This window comes from Sinobaca qinghaiensis, assembly GCF_003610495.1.
Taxonomy (GTDB): Bacteria; Bacillota; Bacilli; order Bacillales; family Marinococcaceae; genus Sinobaca; species Sinobaca qinghaiensis.
In genome coordinates, this window is sequence record NZ_RAPK01000010.1 from 198,910 (window position 1) to 218,307 (window position 19,398).

Annotated in this window: 18 protein-coding genes; all 18 read right to left on the minus strand. The window is 48.7% G+C overall.

The annotated features are described in order from the left end of the window. Positions 1-10: 10 nt before the first annotated feature. Complete coding sequence (locus ATL39_RS13015; RefSeq protein ID WP_425453019.1) at positions 11-532, minus strand: (2Fe-2S)-binding protein; 522 nt, start codon at positions 530-532, stop codon at positions 11-13. After that, positions 510-2,777: a xanthine dehydrogenase subunit D gene (gene pucD / locus ATL39_RS13020; protein WP_120193790.1), complete on the minus strand. Its 2,268-nt coding sequence runs from the start codon at positions 2,775-2,777 to the stop codon at positions 510-512. Before pucD ends, ATL39_RS13015 begins: the two co-directional genes overlap by 23 nt. Then, a complete protein-coding gene (locus ATL39_RS13025; protein WP_120193791.1) occupies positions 2,761-3,636 on the minus strand; it encodes an FAD binding domain-containing protein in 876 nt (291 codons plus the stop codon). Before ATL39_RS13025 ends, pucD begins: the two co-directional genes overlap by 17 nt. Then, positions 3,609-4,229 (minus strand): NTP transferase domain-containing protein, encoded by a 621-nt coding sequence (locus ATL39_RS13030; protein WP_120193792.1) that lies wholly within the window; start codon positions 4,227-4,229, stop codon positions 3,609-3,611. The genes ATL39_RS13025 and ATL39_RS13030 overlap by 28 nt, the downstream gene beginning before the upstream one ends. Then, positions 4,226-5,200 carry an XdhC family protein gene (locus ATL39_RS13035; RefSeq protein WP_120193793.1) on the minus strand — a complete coding sequence of 325 codons (975 nt, stop codon included), beginning with the start codon at positions 5,198-5,200 and terminating at the stop codon, positions 4,226-4,228. The genes ATL39_RS13030 and ATL39_RS13035 overlap by 4 nt, the downstream gene beginning before the upstream one ends. 14 nt (positions 5,201-5,214) lie before the next feature. Beyond that, the gene (locus tag ATL39_RS13040) at positions 5,215-6,561 is read right to left on the minus strand and encodes a 5'-deoxyadenosine deaminase (RefSeq protein WP_120193980.1); all 1,347 of its coding nucleotides are present in this window, start codon (positions 6,559-6,561) and stop codon (positions 5,215-5,217) included. Between the two features lie 234 nt (positions 6,562-6,795). After that, positions 6,796-7,146: a Na-translocating system protein MpsC family protein gene (locus tag ATL39_RS13045; protein ID WP_120193794.1), complete on the minus strand. Its 351-nt coding sequence runs from the start codon at positions 7,144-7,146 to the stop codon at positions 6,796-6,798. Positions 7,147-7,266: 120 nt separating this feature from the next. Continuing rightward, on the minus strand, positions 7,267-7,569 hold the full coding sequence (locus tag ATL39_RS13050; RefSeq protein ID WP_120193795.1) for a YerC/YecD family TrpR-related protein: 303 nt from the start codon (positions 7,567-7,569) through the stop codon (positions 7,267-7,269). A 132-nt stretch (positions 7,570-7,701) separates the two neighbouring features. After that, a complete protein-coding gene (locus ATL39_RS13055; RefSeq protein ID WP_120193796.1) occupies positions 7,702-9,444 on the minus strand; it encodes an adenine deaminase C-terminal domain-containing protein in 1,743 nt (580 codons plus the stop codon). 250 nt (positions 9,445-9,694) lie between these two features. Further along, the gene (purD, locus tag ATL39_RS13060; RefSeq protein ID WP_120193797.1) at positions 9,695-10,951 is read right to left on the minus strand and encodes a phosphoribosylamine--glycine ligase; all 1,257 of its coding nucleotides are present in this window, start codon (positions 10,949-10,951) and stop codon (positions 9,695-9,697) included. Between the two features lie 17 nt (positions 10,952-10,968). After that, positions 10,969-12,507 carry a bifunctional phosphoribosylaminoimidazolecarboxamide formyltransferase/IMP cyclohydrolase gene (purH, locus tag ATL39_RS13065; RefSeq protein ID WP_120193798.1) on the minus strand — a complete coding sequence of 513 codons (1,539 nt, stop codon included), beginning with the start codon at positions 12,505-12,507 and terminating at the stop codon, positions 10,969-10,971. 5 nt (positions 12,508-12,512) lie between these two features. Continuing rightward, positions 12,513-13,094 carry a phosphoribosylglycinamide formyltransferase gene (gene purN, locus ATL39_RS13070; protein WP_120193799.1) on the minus strand — a complete coding sequence of 194 codons (582 nt, stop codon included), beginning with the start codon at positions 13,092-13,094 and terminating at the stop codon, positions 12,513-12,515. Beyond that, on the minus strand, positions 13,091-14,128 hold the full coding sequence (gene purM / locus ATL39_RS13075) for a phosphoribosylformylglycinamidine cyclo-ligase (protein WP_120193800.1): 1,038 nt from the start codon (positions 14,126-14,128) through the stop codon (positions 13,091-13,093). The genes purN and purM overlap by 4 nt, the downstream gene beginning before the upstream one ends. A gap of 19 nt (positions 14,129-14,147) precedes the next feature. Beyond that, positions 14,148-15,569 carry an amidophosphoribosyltransferase gene (gene purF / locus ATL39_RS13080; RefSeq protein ID WP_120193801.1) on the minus strand — a complete coding sequence of 474 codons (1,422 nt, stop codon included), beginning with the start codon at positions 15,567-15,569 and terminating at the stop codon, positions 14,148-14,150. Beyond that, positions 15,545-17,770 (minus strand): phosphoribosylformylglycinamidine synthase subunit PurL, encoded by a 2,226-nt coding sequence (gene purL / locus ATL39_RS13085; RefSeq protein ID WP_120193802.1) that lies wholly within the window; start codon positions 17,768-17,770, stop codon positions 15,545-15,547. Before purL ends, purF begins: the two co-directional genes overlap by 25 nt. Further along, positions 17,754-18,437: a phosphoribosylformylglycinamidine synthase subunit PurQ gene (gene purQ / locus ATL39_RS13090; protein ID WP_120193803.1), complete on the minus strand. Its 684-nt coding sequence runs from the start codon at positions 18,435-18,437 to the stop codon at positions 17,754-17,756. The genes purL and purQ overlap by 17 nt, the downstream gene beginning before the upstream one ends. Further along, complete coding sequence (purS, locus tag ATL39_RS13095; protein ID WP_120193804.1) at positions 18,434-18,685, minus strand: phosphoribosylformylglycinamidine synthase subunit PurS; 252 nt, start codon at positions 18,683-18,685, stop codon at positions 18,434-18,436. Before purS ends, purQ begins: the two co-directional genes overlap by 4 nt. Then, positions 18,678-19,397: a phosphoribosylaminoimidazolesuccinocarboxamide synthase gene (purC, locus tag ATL39_RS13100; protein ID WP_120193805.1), complete on the minus strand. Its 720-nt coding sequence runs from the start codon at positions 19,395-19,397 to the stop codon at positions 18,678-18,680. The genes purS and purC overlap by 8 nt, the downstream gene beginning before the upstream one ends. Position 19,398 lies beyond the last annotated feature (1 nt).

The following is a 19,398-nucleotide window of genomic DNA, read 5'->3' on the forward strand; positions in this document are numbered from 1 at the left end:
AAAGCCCTGTTCAGGACTTTTCATTCGCTGCCTGAACATTCAGGACTTCGGCAGCCTTTCGAACCGCCCTGATAATACTGGCATACCCTGTACAGCGGCAGAGGTTGCCTGCCAGAGCTTCCTGAATGTCTGTGATAGACGGATCACTATTTTGATTTAAAAGAGCTTTAGCCGCTACAATCATGCCGGGCGTACAGTATCCGCACTGGAATCCACCCTCTGTCAAAAACGCTTCCTGAATGGGATCCATCGCTTCTTTTGATCCGATTCCTTCAATGGTCGTTATGCTGCTTCCTTCTACCTGGCAGGGCATCAGCAGACAGGCATTCATCAGCTCACCGTCTACGAGAATCGAACAGGCTCCGCAGCGTCCCACCCCGCAGGAAATCTTGGTCCCCGTCTGCTGCAGATCTTCTCTAAGCACGTCCGCCATTCTTGCTGATGGATTCCCGCTGTAGCTCACCTGTTGGTTATTCACCTGAAAGTGAACATCCTTTTTCACCGTGCTGTTATACCCTGGCTTCATATCTATTCTCCTTTCGGCCGAGCTTCATCAGTATTTCCCTGGAAATCGGAATGCTCGTAATATGTGTGCCGATGGCCTGAAAAACAGCTTCAGCAATTGCAGGAGCCACAGCCACCGTTCCGATTTCACCTACTCCCCGCGGTCCATACTGGTCATTTTCATACAAGTCTTCAATTGCTTCCACTTTCATTTCAGCCGGCGCATCCTGAATACTTGGAATCATATACGTATCCAGGTTATCTGTATCATACTGCCCATTTGTCATCGCGGCATTTTCCATTAAGCTGTAGCCGATCGACATCACGCCGCCGCCTTCCACCTGGCCTCTGTATCCTTTAGGATTTACTACGGGTCCGGCCGCTACAGCATGCTGCAGGTCTATCACTCTCACGACGCCAAGACGCATGTCAATTTCTATTTCCACCACAACAGATCCGAATGTATATAAGAAATGACCGGAATCAATTTCATCAGGCGTAACCGGAAAATCAAAAGTAGTCTGGACTTCCAGCGTTTTCTCCGGAAATGCTTCAGCGAGCTCACGGTAGGTTATGGCCTGTTCCCTCGTTTCAAACTTATAAAGACCGCCTTTTCCTGTATAAAAATCCGCCGGGCTTTTGTCCAGGAGTGCGGCAGCCCGTTCAAACAGCTGCTGTTGAAATAATGGCTTCAGGCGCTGGACGGCATGATGGACCATGCTGGTTCCGCGTGATGCTGTAGTTGACCCCGACACCGGGACTTTTTCAGTGTCTCCAATAAGAAAACAAACATCCTCCCGCCGGCATTCGAAAGCCTGGACGAGAGTATTTTCAATAACCGCTACGATGCCCTGCCCGCACTCCTCAAATCCAAATACACCTTCTATTTTCCCTTCCCGGTTCAGGCGGATCATGCCTCCGGAAGGATCCAGCCTTCCGTATCCAAGCCCGCCGCCGTGCATCGTTACAGCCGTACCAATACCGCGTTTAATATATTTGCCGGGGGGCTGCTTTTCTTTCAGCTCTGCTTCCTTTTCTTTTCTTATACGTTCAGCTGCTTCCAGGACAAGCAGGCCGCCATTTGTCGGTGCAATACGATGGCCGAGCGGTCCCGGTGACTCATTTTTCCTCATATTCGCTGCCTGAAAATCATGCAGATCCATATTTAAAGCTGCAGCAAGCCGGCTGATCTGGCCTTCAAGTGCAAATGTGATCTGGTTGCCGCCAAAGCCGCGGAATTCACCGGCTACACCATTATTTGTGTAAATCGACAAGCCTTTCGTATGCACATTTTCGATGTCATAAGGACCTGAGGCATGTTCTACGGCAAACTCCAGAATAGCCGGCCCCAGCGTGGCATAGGCTCCCGTATCAGCCTCAATATAGGTCTGGTGGGCGAGCAGTTTTCCTTCTCTGTCCGCCCCGGTTTTCATTTTAATTTTCATCGCATGGCGTTTAATGCCGGCACGAACTGATTCTTTACGGCTGTTATGAATATGGACCGGTTTTCCTGTTTTTAACGCAAGCAGCGCCGCATAAGGCTGAACGTTAAGCTCATCTTTTCCACCGAACGAACCTCCCATTGGACTCGATACTACACGGATGTTCTCTTCTTCCATTTGTAGAATTCTGGAGAGCTGAAACCGGTCTTTCAGGCCGTGCTGAGTGCCCATGTAGACGGTAATGCCTCCGTTTTTTTCCGGCACTACTACCCCGCCTTCTGTTTCCATATAGGTGTGCATCTGCCGGGGCGTTTCATAGGTTTCCTCCACTACCACATCGCAGGACGCAAAAGCTTCTTCTGCACTGCCGCGTTTCTGCTCAGCCCGATGAAGAATATTTCCCTCTTTATGAAGCTCCGCTGCTTCTTTCGCCAGGCTTTTTTCCATCGTATCCAGAATCGGAAGCTCTTCATACTCTACAATAATTTTATCCAAAGCTTCTTCTGCAGCTTCTTTGGAAACAGCTGCGACTGCTGCAACCGCATCTCCCATGTATCGTACTTTCTCTTCGCAGAAGACCGGCTGATTGGGCGTAACAATGCCAAACCCGTTTAAACCGGGAACATCTGCCGCTGTGATGACCGCCTTTACGCCGGGAAGTTCTTCAGCATCTTTTGTATGAATGCTTTTGATCAAAGCGTGGGGATAATGGCTCCGCAGAACCCTTCCATAGAGCATTCCTTCCATACGGCGGTCTGTTAAATATTTAAGTGATCCCGTTACTTTCTCTATTCCATCCGGGCGGATTTTTCCATCATTTTTCAGGGGCATTGCTTACCTCCTCCTTTTTCCATGTCTCCAGTGCCGATTCCAAAATCATACCGGCCGCCATTTTTCGATACTCTGCCCCTGCAAACACATCAGATTCCGGAGCATAGTCCTCCAAAATAGTATCGCAGGCTGTCGTGACAGCAGCATTTGTCAGTGCCTGATTTTCCAGACAGGATTCTACTGCCTGCATCCGCTGCGGGGTCTGATTTCCTCCGCCTACAGCGATTCGTACATGCTTGAGCCGTCCTGACGGGGTCCAGTCTGCAGATGCGGCTACCGTTAAAATGGATGGACTGAAGGTTTCCCGGCTGCCTACCTTTTCAAAAAAAGCAAGCGCCGGTGCCGGCAGGGGAATCTTTACAGCCAGAAGCAGTGCGGCTTTTTCCTGCATCAGGCTTAAATATTGGTCCAGGGGGAGCACCTGTTCTCCTTTTTCATCTATGAAATGGACGTCGGCATTTAATGCAAGCAGGGACGCCGCCGCATCGCCTTTGCGATAGCCGATGTTCCCTCCAATCGTTCCCTGATTTCTGACAGCAGGCGAGCCGACAGCTCCGGCTGCTCTGCATAATACAGGAGCGTATGCCTTTAGAATAGGATGATTCATGCAATAACGAAGAGGCACATCCGCTCCAATGGAGAGAACATCTTTTCCATCAAGCACTTGTCTTTGCAGTGTTTTCAGATCAAGAGCCTTGAGCATAATCACATAGGGCGGCAGCGGCACACCTTTTTCCCGCTGGAGCTGAAAAGTGGTGCCTCCCATCATAAAAGCGGCATCTCTGCCGTATTTTTCTTTCATCTGCCAGGCTTCTTCTATTGTATTTGGTGTTAAAATGACACTGTTTGCAGCAGCCATTGGTAATCTTCCTTTGTGTCTATGTCATAGAAAAACTCATCATTCCCCCGGGAAATAAAGCTTCCCTGAAGAGAATCATCGGCGCGGAGAAGGGAGCGCGCACCCTTGTCTCCTTTAAGCTGTTTCAAGCGGGGAAACAGCTGCTTTTGCAGCAGAAGCGGCGGCTGCAGGCAGCCTTCTCCTTTTACTGCTGCATAATCCTGTGATGCTTCTTCACACGTACTAATTAATTGATTGATGATATCTGCAGTAATCAACGGCTGGTCGGCGAGCATAACGATAACTGCTTCCGCCCCGGCAGCTTCTGCTTCTTCTATACCACGCCGCAGGGAATAAGCCTGGCCTTCCAAAGCCCGCTCCGCCTCCACCGTTTTCCATTTGTTTCTCAAACCGCTGTGATAAAATTCGGAATGGATCCATTCGGCATCTGCTCCGGGACGTGTAATAATAAACGTGGCATCCAGTCTGGATATAAGAGCCTGCTTTAAGGCAATACTCCCAAGCGTAAAATCGCCTGCCGGCAGATGAAGCTTGCTTTCCTGCATGCGTGTACTCTGTCCCGCCGCCAGATAAATGCCGAATATTTTTTTCATCCCGCCGCCTCCTTAATAGCAGCGTGTTTCGATAAAGGAATGATTTCTGCTAAAATACTGACGGCAATTTCCTCAGGCCCTTCGGCTTTGATAGAAAGGCCGATGGGAGACGTTACCCATTCCGGAAGTTCCTGCCCATCACGCAGCCTTTCCGCCCTTGCCTTGGATCCGAGAATACCAAGATATGCCGGGCGTCTGGGGATCAGGCTTTCCAGCAGTTCTTTGTCATACTGAAAATGATGGGTCATCAACAGCACAAAATCGGAAGCAGATACAGGCACCTGTTCAGCCAGTTTTTCAGGAAACCCACAATAGACGGCATCTGCTGATGGATGAATACGCTTTTGGCACCTTTCTTTCCGCCAGTCTGCAAGAATTACGGAAAAACCGCTCATTGACGCCATATGCACAAGCGGCTCCACGTCAGTTCCGGCTCCAAATATAACGAGCCGCCGTTTCGGTTTGATTAGCTGCGCGTACATTACTTCTCCGGAAGGAGCAATAAATCGGCCCGTTTTCTGCCCAACGGGAATTTCTCCTGCCGGTACCAGAAACGTTTCCAGCTGTGTCCCCTTCTCTACGCGAAGTACAGCCGCTTCTTTTCCTTCCTGCAGAAGAGCTTCAATCGTAAACAACCGGTCGACCTCTTCTGTTCTCAGCGGCTCCATGTGAACAAGTACACTTCCATTACAGCCGGACCCTTCTCCCCAGGAAAGCGGATCGTATCCGCGCATATCGTACTCCACCGTCCGGGCTCCGTATTTCCAGACCTCCTCCGTTCTCGCGGCAACATCCTGCTCCAGACACCCGCCGCTCAATACTCCAGTCATACTGCCGTTTTTATCAACAAGCATGGTAGTGCCTTCTTTTCTATAGGCAGAGCCTTCCACGTGAATAATAGTAGCCAGCATAGCTGGTTCGCTGCGGTTCATACGGCGCAGAGCCTGAATAATGTTGTGCAGGTTTTCCATACGGGATCTCCTTTCTACTTTACTGTTTTCTGGATGGAGTCGAGCATGCGCTTAATAGAGATATTTGACTGGGTAAGCACTTCTGATTTGTTTACGGTTAGATGCTTTTTGTTTTCCATAACAATCTTTCCATCAATAATTGTGGTTTCCACGTCATGTGCCTGGGCGGAGTAAACAACGCGGGAATAAGGATCGACCGTTTCGGATGGATAGCTGTGAAAATCACGCAGATCCATTAAAAATAAGTCTGCTTTTTTGCCGATTTCAATACTTCCCAGTTCATGATCCATTCCTATCGCTTTCGCGCCGCCGCGTGTGGCCATGCGGAGTACCTTCGCCGCAGGCATGGCCGTAGGGCCGTGAGTCGGCTTTGGCAGAAGCGCAGCCAGCTTCATTTCATGAAACATATTCAAATTATTGTTACACGCTGCCCCGTCTGCTCCAATGCTGATATCACAGCCGTCGGCATCGAGGCTGTACGTATCGGCTATACCAGAGGCAAGCTTTAAGTTGGAGCCCGGACAGTGCACCATTTTCACCCGTTTTTCTTTAATAATCTGTTTTTCTTTTTCATTGAGCCAGACACAGTGCGCCAGAATAAGGCGTTCGTTCGCCAGCCCAATGTGGTCAAGGTATTCTACATTCGGCATGCCGCGCTGCGATTCAACCAGTTCAATTTCACCTTTATTTTCCGAAGCATGGGTGTGAACATATACATTATAATAAGCAGATAAATCACGGACTTCGGTCAGCAGTTCTTCTGTGCAGGATACAACGAAGCGCGGACTGAAGGCATACTGGATTCTGCCGTTGTCATAGCCGTGCCAACGTTCCAGGAGATCTACACTCTGCTTGATGGAACTTCTCGTATTTTCCAGCAGCTGAGGAGGCACACCGTCTCCGACATCCATCATAACTTTTCCGGAAAGAGCGCGGATTCCGCTTTCAGCTATTGCCTGAAACGCCGATTCAGTATGATTAACGGTTTCCATATCAACGATCGTGGTGGTTCCACCGCTGATGCACTCCCCGATTCCAAGCATGGCTGAATAATAAAGGGATTCTTCATCGTGGGCGGCTTCAAGCGGCCACAGTCTTTTTTTCAGCCAGTCCATCAGTTCCATATCATCTGCCTGGCCCCGGAAAATCGTCTGGCATAGATGAATATGCGTTTGGATAAACCCCGGAAGCACCGTTTTACCGGTACCGTCGATAATTCTTGTCTGAGCCGGATCCGAAGCCTGGATATCTTTCCCTAGTGCTGCGATGCGGCCATCCTGTATTAGTATGTCTCCGTATACAATCTCCATTTCATCGTTCATCGTAATGATTTCAGCGTTTTTTATTAGTATGTCTTTCATGAAAATCCCTTCTTTACTGTGTATTTGGGATAAAAAAGCCGGAGAAATACACAGTCCTTCGACTATGTGCTTCTCCGGCTTCCATTCTTCTCCGCTCAGCAGAGAGACAGCTCCCGATTTCCCGATTAAAAGAGGCAGCCCGGATGAACAGGCTGTTTCCTTTTCGTTGATTAATGCCATCGTATGAAAAAAATGACGTTCTGTCTTGTTATTTGTTAGATCTCCTTACATATTTTATGTAGTAACATAGATAATCGCTGCGGCTTCTTCTGTGACAGGATCAAAGTCCTTTAAAATTGTTTTTACGTTTATAGAAAGCTGCTTTTCCAATTCTTTTTTCAAACGCTCTTTAAATTCTTTAATCAGTGTTGTATCCACCGTTAATGTGAGTTCTGGATACTTTTCATGAATGGCTTCCAGCGCCGGCACACGCTGATGCTCTCCAAACACAAGAATTTTATCCTGCAGCACTTCAATCTTGAGCTTTCTGACCCCGACCTTATACATTTCCTGGTTTACTTTATTGTAAATCTGCGCCACTTCTTTCCGCAGCGTTTTTTCATCCATGTTGTTATATATATTCATGCGGTACCTCCTCGTTTTACTGTAATACATCTCTTCAGGCTTCCGGGCTGTTTATGTATATACTCTAACAGCTTTTTATCATACAAAAACCGCCCCCTGCCTGAGCCGGGAGCGGTTTCTTTATTTTTGCTGGGTTTCTTTAATGCGGTCGAGCGTCATTTGATAACTGTCATTTCCATAGTTTAAACAACGCTTTACGCGGGATATGGTAGCCGTACTGGCTCCGGTTTCCGTTTCAATCTTGTGATACGTATTTCCGCTCTGCAGCATTCTGGCTACTTCCAGGCGCTGTGCTAAAGATTGAATTTCGTTTATCGTACACAGATCATCAAAAAATGCATAGCATTCCTCAAGATCCTTCAAAGACAATATAGCCTGAAACAGCTGATCTAATTCTTTTCCACGAAGTTTATCAATCTGCATTCTTTACACCTCACTTTAAAACGAATGTCCAACTTTCATTCCTGCTGTAAAAACCGCTTCTTATATGCTGATGAATAGGAGAATAGCTGACTTGTTTTGTTAGGTTAACATTCTATCCTGTACTTTTACAGTTTAACGCATAATAGAAGGAAAGAGTACCGTTTTCTTATGAACGTCAAAAATTCCCTTTTGGGTCACCCGGATGTAAGGCAGATGGGTAGAGGAAAAGAAAAGCATGCTGTAAATTGGGTCAGCGTGCTTGTATCCACGCTCACGCAGCTTCTTATCGATGCTCTCATGCTTGGCAATAACTTCTTCCATCGGTGCCAGCGACATAGCGCCGAACAGCTTCAGCGGAAGCCCTTCAATCACTTCATTGTTTTCTACTAGAAAGATACCGCCGTCATTCTGCTTAAGCTCTTCAAAGGCACGGAGCATATCTTTCTTCCGTTTACCGATTAAAATAATATCGCCGGTGTTGGAAAATGTTGTGGCAAGTCCGCCCAGATTCTCGGCAAATCCTTTAATAACGGTATTAATCCGCCATTTCCCGTGCCGGTCCAGCATCGTAAAAAAGCACTCATCGTGATCAGGATCAAGCTCTTCGTTAGTCGCATCCACACCTATCTGGTACGGCTTTAAAATCACCGAATTCACCAGTTCAATACCCATCGGCATGGAAAAATGCAGATCTTCGTCGGAAAGATTCCAATCAAGCATTAACGGGTGTACGCCGTATTCACTCCAGGAAAAATGCTTCTGTGGATAGAGATTCTTTTCCTCCCGGTATACCCATTTTCCTTTCGCCATGACCGCTTCCGGCTTTGGTGTGGAGGGATCTTTCAGAAAGTTAATATGGGCAATACGTCCGGGCGCGATCATTCCAACGTAGTCATCAATACCAAGATGCTTAGCGGCATTATAGGAGGCCATTTCATATGCTTCTATTTCCGGCACTCCTTTTTCCAGCGCTATTTCAATAGTCTGATCCATCACTCCGTCTTTATAAAAGGCGGGTGTGGAGCCATCTGTGTTCATGGTAAACCGGCTGAAATCAGTAATACCTGCTTCCAGCAGGCCTTCCAGCATTTCCGGCAGATCCGGACGGATGGAAGAGTAGCGCAGCGATGTAGTCATCCCTGCATCGAGCCTCATTAACGCCTCATCTGCCGTCATCGCCTCATGGTCGCCCGAAACGCCGAGCAGAGCCATTTGTATGATCGTTTTTTCAGAAGCGCCCGGCAGGTGGCCTTCTATAGGTTTGTTTATTTCTTTTGTCTGCTGCATCCAGTGGAGAATTGTATCGTCTCCGGTCATAACCCGAGGCCATGCGGTAAGTTCACCGCCCTGAACAACTAATGGATGCTCCACCCATGCCATCATTTTGGAAGGAGAAAAAATAGAATCTTCTTCCTCCATTTCCGTCTGGGCGTCATATCGTGCCCACCAATACATGGAAGTCGGAAGGTTATCCAGCTCTTCAATCAAAGTAAGCGCTTTCTTTTTTTCAACATGCAGAAAGAAAAACATATTGTCATTTACCAGTGTCGTTGTTCCCCGCTGAGATGCATAAGCTGCAAATGTATGAGGGTTGTAAAGCTGAAACGGATGTACATGGGGCTCTATATAACCGGGCACAAGATACTGGCCTGTACAGTTCACTACCTCTGCCTGATCTGTATTATCAGGAAGGCTGTCTCCTACGTATATAATTCGATCATCCGCTATCCATATATGGCCTTCCAGCCATTTTTTCCGTGCACTGCTCAAATACGTCGCATTTTTTAATACAATGTCAGGTGAGCGTTGTCCTCTAATAACGGAAAGTTGGTTTCGCAGCGTTTGTTTGTTCCATCTAAATAACCGGGATGCCATGTTTTCACCTGCTTTGCTGTATTTTTATTGGTTGATTGTTTACTCCCATCGTATCACACTTTGCCTCTGTACTCCACGAAAGGAAGTGACAACTGTGGGAACTCTGCCTTGTTAAACCGGGCAGTCCACCCATATCACTGTATCAAAAATAGAGGGGCTGCTTCGTTTCATTGAGAGGAAATCTCCCATTGTAATTTCACTGCCGGTAATAAAACAGCCCTCCGCCTGGCCGGCGGAGGGCTGAGATGCATCAGGTGGCAGCCGATATGGCTTTATGGCCGATGTCTGTACGGTAAAATAAATTGGTCGTATCAAGATCTTCAAGCTTCGCGTAAACCTTCGTCTGCGCTTCTTCAAGCGTGGAGGCTTTTTCTGCAATTAACAGCACACGGCCGCCTGCCGTTTTGTACTGACCTTCTTCCTCTTCAACTCCTGCAAAAAAGAGCATATCGGAATTAGGCACCGAAGTTATCGGCTGGTGCTTTGCATAAGATCCCGGATAGCCTTTGGAAGCGGCCACTACCCCGAGAACCGCATCATCCGACCAGGAAAGAACAGGCTTTCTCCCGGCAAGCAGCTCCATGATCACTTCTGCCAGATCGGACTCAAGGCGCGGCAGCACGACCTGCGCTTCCGGGTCACCGAAACGAGCATTAAACTCGATGACTTTAGCCCCGTCGTTTGTCATCATCAGGCCGGCATACAAAATACCGGTAAACGAGCGTCCTTCCTTTACGAGCGCTTTGGCAGCAGGCTCGAGCACCTGCTCCACTGCTTCCTGCACCTGCTTTTCCTTAAACTGCGGCACGGGGCTGTAGGCACCCATCCCTCCTGTATTCGGTCCCTGGTCCTGATCATAGGCGCGCTTATGATCCTGCGCCCCCACCATAGGGATAACCGTTTCCCCATGGACAAAAGCCATCAGGGACAGCTCTTCTCCGCTCAAATACTCTTCAATGACGACTTCCGCGCCGGCACCGCCGAATTTACTGTCTACGAGAATGTCGCGGAGTGCTTCTGCGGCTTCCTCTTCTGTTAAGGCAACAGTAACTCCCTTGCCGGCAGCCAGACCATCCGCCTTAATCACAATAGGCGCACCGATTTTCTGTACGTAAGCGAGCGCTTTTTCGTAATCAGAAAACACTTCATAAAAACCAGTCGGAATATTGTAGCGTTCCATAATGTCTTTAGCAAACGATTTACTGCCTTCAATTTCAGCGGCAGCCCGGGAAGGGCCGAATACGGTAAGGCCCTCCTTATGAAAACGGTCCGCCAGCCCTTCAAGCAGCGGTACTTCCGGGCCAATCACGGTCAGTCCGATCTCTTCCTGTTTTGCAAAGGAAACCAGGCCGTCATGATCCGACTCGCTGATTTTTATGCATTCTGCTGCTTCTTTCATGCCAGGATTGCCAGGAGCCGCGAACACTTTATTGGTTTTTCTGCTTTTTGAGAACGCCCACGCAAGAGCATGCTCCCGGCCGCCTCCGCCGATAACGAGTACATTCATAAGTGGATCGCTCCTTTTTAGTGTTTAAAATGGCGGATGCCGGTAAATACCATCGTAATTCCCAGCTCGTCAGCCATGGAAATGGATTCTTCGTCGCGGATGGAACCGCCCGGCTGAATAATAGCCGTTACGCCTGCAGCCCCTGCTGCTTCTACCGTATCTTTCATAGGGAAAAAGGCATCAGAACCCATTGCAGAACCGACGGCTTCTTCGCCTGCCTGTTCTACAGCAATTGCCGCAGAGCCGACACGGTTCATCTGTCCGGCACCAATTCCAATGGTTTTGTCGCCTTTAGCCAGTACGATCGCATTCGATTTCACGTGCTTTACGATTTTCCAGGCCAGCTTAAGATCCTGCCATTCCTGCTCGGAAGGTTCTCTTTTTGTTACAACGCGCACATCTGCATCCAGAAATCCTTTGGCATCCTGCTCCTGGACGAGCGTTCCGCCGTAAATAGAAGTCATAACCGAACGCTCCATTGGAGCTTCATCCATGGAAACACTTAGCAGGCGGATGTTCTTTTTAGCGGACAAAATTTCCAGCGCTTCCTTTGAAAAATGGGGAGCAATAACGATTTCGAGGAAGATATTCTTCAGCTGATCCGCTGTTTCCTTATCGACTTCTTCGTTTAGCGCTACAATCCCGCCGAAAATAGACACGGGGTCTGCTTCGTATGCTTTCTGGTACGCTTCGGAAATCGTGCCGGCAACGCCGACGCCGCACGGATTCATATGCTTTACGGCTACCGCAGCCGGCTGATTAAATTCTTTTACCATTTCAAGCGCCGCCTGGGCGTCGTTAATATTGTTGTAGGAAAGCTCTTTTCCATGGAGCTGAAGGGCATTGGCAATGGAGCTGATCGGCCCGATCGGCTCCCGATAGAAAGCCGCTTTCTGATGAGGATTTTCGCCGTAACGCAGATCCTGCTTTTTCTCGTATGTCACCGTGTATGTTTCCGGATAGAGTTCTCCTGTCTGGTCTGTTAAGTAATTGGCAATCATGGCGTCATAAGCCGCAGTATGGCGGAATACTTTCGCTGCAAGCATTTTTCTGCGTTCCACGCTGATTTCTCCATGCTTCTCGAGTTCATGTACAAGCTCTTCATAATCGGTTGGATCCGTTACAACGGCTACGTCCTGATAGTTTTTAGAAGCAGCGCGAAGCATGGTCGGTCCACCGATATCAATATTTTCGATCGCTTCTTCAAACGTCGTCTCCGGACGTTCAATTGTTTCTTTGAACGGATATAGATTAACAATTACATAGTCAATCGGGGCAATATTGTGCTCTTCTAGCTGTTTCATGTGGCTTTCTTCCGACCGCATCGCAAGAAGACCGCTGTGAATATTGGGATGAAGAGTTTTTACACGGCCGTCAAGAATTTCCGGGAATCCGGTAACATCCGATATACCTATTACCTTCACGCCGCCTTCTTTAAGGACACGGCTTGTACCTCCTGTAGAAATAATTTCAATGCCGAGGCTTTCCAGTTTTTTCGCAAATGGAACAATACCTTCTTTGTTTGATACGCTGATTAGTGCTCTTTTTGTATACATGCCTGTTAAAAGCTCCTTTCCAATTTTCCAGCCAGTTCATCAATAACTTCCGGATACAATCTATGCTCGATCGCCTGAATGGCGTTTGTTAATGTCTCTTTGGAATCCGTGCGGCGGATATTTACCGCTTCCTGCGCAATAATACGGCCGGTATCCATTCCTTCATCCACATAGTGAATCGTCACACCGGTGATTTTCACGCCTGCTTCCCAGGCCTGGCCGATCGCGTCTTTACCGGGAAAAGCAGGCAGCAGCGACGGATGAATATTAATAATGCGGCCCTCAAATGCCTGAAGAAGAACCGATCCGATCAGGCGCATATAGCCTGCCAGAAACACAAAAGAGATACTATGCTGTTCCAATTCCTGTACGATCTCTGTTTCAAACGCCTGTTTGGAATCGTATTGTTTTGGCAGAAAGGAAAAGACGGGAATATTCAGTGCTTCTGCTTTTCGTACAACAGCTGCCTGCGGTTTATCGCATACAAGCAGGGAGACTGCTGCATCCAGCCTCCCCTCCTGCTCTGCCCGGACAATGGCTTCAAAATTCGAGCCGCTGCCTGAAGCAAATACTGCTATTTTTTTCATGAAATCGTTCCATCCAGTACAATCGTTTCTCCAGCTGTCACGGTTCCGATCCGCACTGCCGGTTCCTGCTCTGCATGAAGCGCCTGAAGCGCCTTATCAGCGTCTTCGGGGCGGACCGCTGCGATCAGACCGATTCCCATATTAAACGTGCCGTACATATCTTTATCCGACAGGCTGCCGGCAGACTGAATCAAGGAAAAAATGTCTGGTGTCTTCCAGGCGGAAGTCTGAATGGAAGCACCAAGACCTTCCGGCAGCATCCGTGGAATATTTTCGTAAAATCCGCCGCCTGTAATGTGCGCCATCCCCTGTACGGTTACGGCATTCATTAAGTCGCGTACGGCTTTCACATATATTCTTGTCGGGGTTAACAGCTCCAGACCCAGCTTTTTATCGAGCGGAGAGTAAATTTCCTGCATATCCATATTCCCTTTATCAAACAGGACACTTCTCGCAAGGGAGAGCCCGTTGCTGTGAATGCCGGAGGAAACGAGCCCGATCAGCACGTCTCCTTCCCGGATATTTCCGCCGGTAACGATATTTTTCTTTTCCGCTGCGCCGACCGCAAATCCAGCAAGATCATACTCATCCGCGTCATACATGCCCGGCATTTCCGCCGTTTCTCCTCCGATCAGGGCGCAGCCCGACTGCTCACAGCCGTCGGCCACTCCCTTTACAATCGCTTCGATTTTTTCCGGAACGGCTTTGCCGCATGCCAGATAATCGAGAAAATAAAGCGGCTCTGCTCCCTGAACGGCAATGTCATTTACACACATGGCGACAGCGTCCTGGCCGATCGTATCGTGTTTATCCATTTGAAAAGCGATCATCAGCTTTGTGCCGACGCCGTCCGTTCCCGAAATAAGCACAGGCTCTTTGTACGGAAGGGCGGAAAGATCAAACATCGCGCCAAATCCTCCCAGACCTCCCATCACTTCCGGCCGCATCGTGCGGCTTGTATGCTTTTTCATCCGTTTTACTGCTTCATAGCCGGCCTCTACATCAACGCCGGCTTGTTTATATGCATCAGACATCGTCAAGCCCCTTTCTATTCTAGCTGTTCATCACTTTATCATGGGGATGAACGGTGTCTTCGTAAATTTCCGTCGGATAATTCCCTGTAAAACAGGCGAGACACTGGCCGCAGTTCTTGTCCTGGCTGCTTCTGCCGATACCTTCGAGCATGCCATCGATGGAAATGAAGGCCAGGGAATCAGCTCCCATTTTTTCGCGCATTTCTTCGGTTGTATGAGTGGAAGCAATCAGCTCCGCCTTCGTTGACGTATCAATGCCGTAAAAGCAGGGATGTGTAATCGGCGGTGACGTAATCCGCACATGTACTTCAAGCGCGCCCGCATCCTTTAAAAGCTGGACGATCCGGCGGCTTGTTGTGCCGCGGACGATTGAATCATCTACCATTACGACACGCTTGCCGGCGACTACGCCGCGGACCGGCGACAGCTTCATCTTCACGCCCTGCTCCCGCAGCTCCTGGGTCGGCTGAATAAAGGTCCGGCCGACATAGCGGTTTTTAATAAGGCCGAGCTCGTAGGGGATCCCGCTCTGCTCTGCAAAACCGATAGCCGCAGAGATGGAAGAGTCCGGAACACCGGTAACAACATCCGCTTCCACGGGCGTTTCTTTAGCCATCTGCTTGCCGAGGCTTTTCCGGGCGGTATGCACATTAATCTGGTCCACATCCGAATCCGGTCTTGCAAAATAAACGTATTCCATGCTGCAGATCTGTCTGTCCGCCGGTTTTGAAAACAGCTGCGAGCGCATTCCGTCATTATCGATAATAACAATTTCCCCGGGCTGCACTTCACGCTCATGTACAGCACCTACAGCATCAAATGCGCACGTTTCTGATGCTACAACATATGCGTCTCCCATTCGTCCGATAGAAAGCGGACGAAGTCCATTTGGATCCATAGCCACCATCAGCTTGTCTTCAGTTAGAACAGCTAACGCGTAAGCTCCTTTTATAGTGGAAAGTGCATCTTTAAACTGTTCTTCGAGCGTTGGATGAGGACTGCGTTTAATCAGGTGGGCTATTACTTCTGTATCGGAAGTGGATTGAAAAATACTGCCTTCCCGTTCCAGGTCACTTTTCACTCCATTTGCATTTACAATGTTTCCGTTATGAGCGAGAGCCAGCCCGCTCGTCTGTGACTGGAATAAAAGCGGCTGTACGTTTAAGAGTCCGCCTCCGCCGGATGTAGCATAACGAACATGCCCTATGGCCGCATGTCCCTGTAGCTTTTCCAGTTCGCCTTCTTTAAATGCTTTCGTAACAAGACCGAGCCCTTTGTGCGTACTCAGTTTATCCCCGTCGCTTACAACGATGCCGGCACCTTCCTGCCCTCTGTGCTGCAGGCTGTGCAGGCCGTAATACGTTACCTGTGATGCATCTTTATGTCCCCAGATCGCAAAAACTCCGCATTCTTCATTTAAGCCTTTGATTTCACCAAACATGGAATTGCTCCTTTCCAGGTCTCCTCTAATGTCTTTAAAGAAGCCTGTACCACCGTTTCTCCTGTTGCTGATGCAATATGAAGCTGGCTGTTGTCCGTCACTGTGCCAATGAAATGAGCATCTTCGATCATATCTTCGATCATTTTTGTCTGGTCGGCGGGTACGCTGATAACAAAACGGGACTGGGTTTCAGAAAACAATTCCTTGACCGGGTGCTCGGAAAGCGTTACGTCGGCTCCAAGCGACGTACCTATTAAGCTTTCTGTAATCGCTACGCCGAGTCCCCCTTCTGAAATATCATGTGCGGAAGAAACAATACCTGTTTTAATAGCTTCCAGAAGCTGCTGCTGACGTTTTTTCTCGACATTCAGATCCAGTTTAGGCGCCCGGCCGGAAATAAAGCCCTGTTCCATTTTCTGAAGCTCGCTGCCTCCGAATTCCGGTGCTGCTTCGCCGATCACGTACACGGCGTCACCTGCCTTCTTAAATGTCTGGGTCGTAATATGCTTTAAATCTTCGATCAGTCCTACCATGCCGATAACCGGCGTTGGGTATACGGCTCCCTGACTTGTTTCATTATATAAAGAGACATTTCCTCCGATAACCGGTGTAGAAAGCTCCGTGCAGGCTTCGCTTATGCCGTCCGCTGATTTTTCAATCTGCCAGAAGATTTCCGGGTTTTCCGGGCTTCCGTAGTTCAGACAGTCCGTGATGCCTAAAGGCTGGGCGCCTGAACAGACGATATTACGGGCTGCTTCTGCCACTGCGATACGTCCACCTGTTTCCGGATCGAGATAAATATAGCGCGAGTTGCAGTCCGTCGTCATCGCGAGCGCTTTGTTTTTGTCTCTAACTTTAATAACGGCTGCATCTGATCCCGGCTGCACGACTGTGTTTGTCTGCACCATGTAATCATATTGATCATAAATCCATTCTTTGCTCGCGATGGTCGGCTGCTTTAATAAACGGAGCAGGGTTTCCTGTACGTCTTCTACATCCGGCAGCCATTTAATTTCCTGGTTTTCCCGATAGTAAGCGGGTTCTGAGGAAGCCGGGTGGTAGACCGGTGCATCTTCTGCAAGCGAGTCCACGGGAACATCTGCGACTACTTCGCCGTTATGAATCAGGCGGAGCACCTGCTCTTCAATAACTTCTCCGACATTGGCGGAAAGAAGTCCCCATTTATCACAAATATCAATAATCTCCTGCTCGCGTCCTTTTTCTACAACGAGAAGCATGCGCTCCTGTGATTCGGAAAGCATCATTTCGTAAGGTGTCATACCTTTTTCACGCTGTGGTACCAGATCAAGGTTCATTTCAATACCTGAACCTGCCTTGCTTGCCATTTCGGCAGACGAAGACGTCAGTCCGGCTGCCCCCATGTCCTGTATCCCAACGAGCGCATCTGATTTCACGAGCTCAAGGCATGCTTCGAGAAGCAGCTTTTCTTTAAATGGATCTCCTACCTGAACCGCAGGGCGTTTGCTCTCCGACTCTTCGCTCAGTTCTTCCGAAGCGAACGTGGCGCCGTGTATGCCATCGCGTCCGGTGTCAGCTCCGACATAAAGGACCGTGTTTCCCACCCCTTTAGCCTGGCCTTTCTGGATATCTTTATGGTCAATCAAGCCTACGCACATAGCATTAACGAGCGGATTGCCTTCATAGCAGGGGTCAAACTGAATTTCGCCTCCTACCGTCGGTACGCCGACGCAGTTGCCGTAGCCTGCAATGCCTGCGACTACTTCTTCGAGCAGATAGCGGACGCGCGGATTTTCCAGCTCTCCGAAACGGAGGGAGTTTAACATCGCAATTGGCCGGGCACCCATCGAGAACACGTCACGGAGAATACCGCCGACTCCCGTGGCCGCTCCCTGATAAGGCTCAATGGCGGAAGGGTGATTGTGGCTTTCTATTTTAAATACTACCGCCTGCTCATCGCCAATATCGATGATGCCTGCGCCTTCCCCGGGTCCCTGCAGGACTTTTTCTCCGGTAACCGGAAATTTTTTCAGCACGACTTTGGAGTGCTTATAGCTGCAGTGTTCGGACCACATAACGGAAAAAAGCCCCGTTTCTGTATAATTCGGCAGACGTCCGAGAATTTTTTCCACCATCGCAAATTCCTGCTCTTTAAGGCCCATTTCTTTGTAAATATGCTCTTTCTTAATTTGCTCTGGGGATGGTTCAAGTAGTAACGACATGGGATTTCCTCCAATGATTGAGAATAGATTGAAACAGCGGCAGGCCGTCAGCGCTGCCAAGCAGGTCAAGAGTAGCACGTTCCGGGTGCGGCATCATGCCGAGCACATTGCCTTCTTTATTTACAATGCCGGCAATATCGCCGACGGATCCGTTAATATCGTCTTTATAGGTGAATACAATCTGGTTATTGTCCTGCAGCTCCTGCAGGGTGGTTTCGTCGCAGAAATAATTGCCTTCCCCATGGGCAACAGGAATTGTAATTTCTTCGTCCTGTTCGTATTTTTCGGAAAAGGCTGTTGCATTATTTTTCACCTGAAGCGTTGTCTGCCGGCAGATAAACTTCAGCGATTTATTCCGCTGCATCGCCCCCGGCAGCAGCCCGGCTTCGAGCAGAACCTGAAAACCATTGCAGATGCCAAGAACCGGCTTTCCTTTTGCCGCTTCTTCAATTACGCTTTCCATTACCGGAGCAAAACGGGCAATGGCACCGGAGCGGAGATAGTCCCCATAGGAAAATCCGCCAGGAATTAAAATCGCATCATAGGCTTCAACGCTTTTCTCGGTATACCATACTTTTTCTACATCTTCTCCAAGGCCGTCCTTGATGGCGTAGAACATATCGTCATCACAGTTGGAGCCGGGAAATACGATTACGGCGAACTTCATGAGGAAACGACCTCCTCCATATTGTACGTATAGTCTTCAATAACCGGATTCGTTAACAGCTTATGGCACATCTCTTCGACTTTCTCCTGTACATCGTCTGTTTTTTCCATATGAAGCTCGATAAATTTGCCCGTCTGCACTTCGCTTACTTCGTTGTATCCCATCGTATGAAGCGCGTTATTAATGGCGCTTCCCTGCGGATCCAATACGCCGGCCTTTAACGTTACGTAAATTTGTACTTTAACCATGAATAGTGCCTCCCAGTCTTTTTAAAATCTCCGTGTAGCCATCCTGAAGTGAACCAAGCCCGTAGCGGAACAGGTCTTTATCGAACTTTTCCCGTGTGGTTTTGTCCCAGAGCCTGCATGTATCCGGGGAAATTTCGTCGGACAGCAGGATCGTTCCATCTTCTGTCGTGCCGAATTCCAGTTTAAAATCAACAAGAATAAGTTCACATTCGTCAAAATGCCTTTGCAGCGCATCATTGACTTCGAGGGCCAGCTTTCTCATTTCGATCGTCTGCGCCGGCTCTGCGGCATGAAGAAGGCGGATATGATCATCATTAATAAGCGGATCGCCAAGCTCATCGTCTTTGTAATAAAATTCCACTACCGGCACATCTACTTCCGTGCCTTCCGGAATACCGGTGCGTTTTTTCAGGCTGCCCGCTACTACGTTCCGGACTACCACTTCAAGCGGAATAATCGTTGTTTTATGCACGAGCTGTTCTGTTTCAGAGATCTTTTTTTCAAAATGATTGCGGATGCCAAGAGACGTCAGCTTTTCAAAAAGAAGGGAAGAGATGACATTATTAAGCTCTCCTTTTCCTTTCAGGACATCTTTTTTCTCTCCATTAAATGCTGTCGCTTCATCCTTATATTCCACCCAGAGAAGTCCTGGTGTATCTGTTTCATAAAGCCGTTTGGCTTTTCCTTCATACAGAAGATCCTGCTTTTCCACT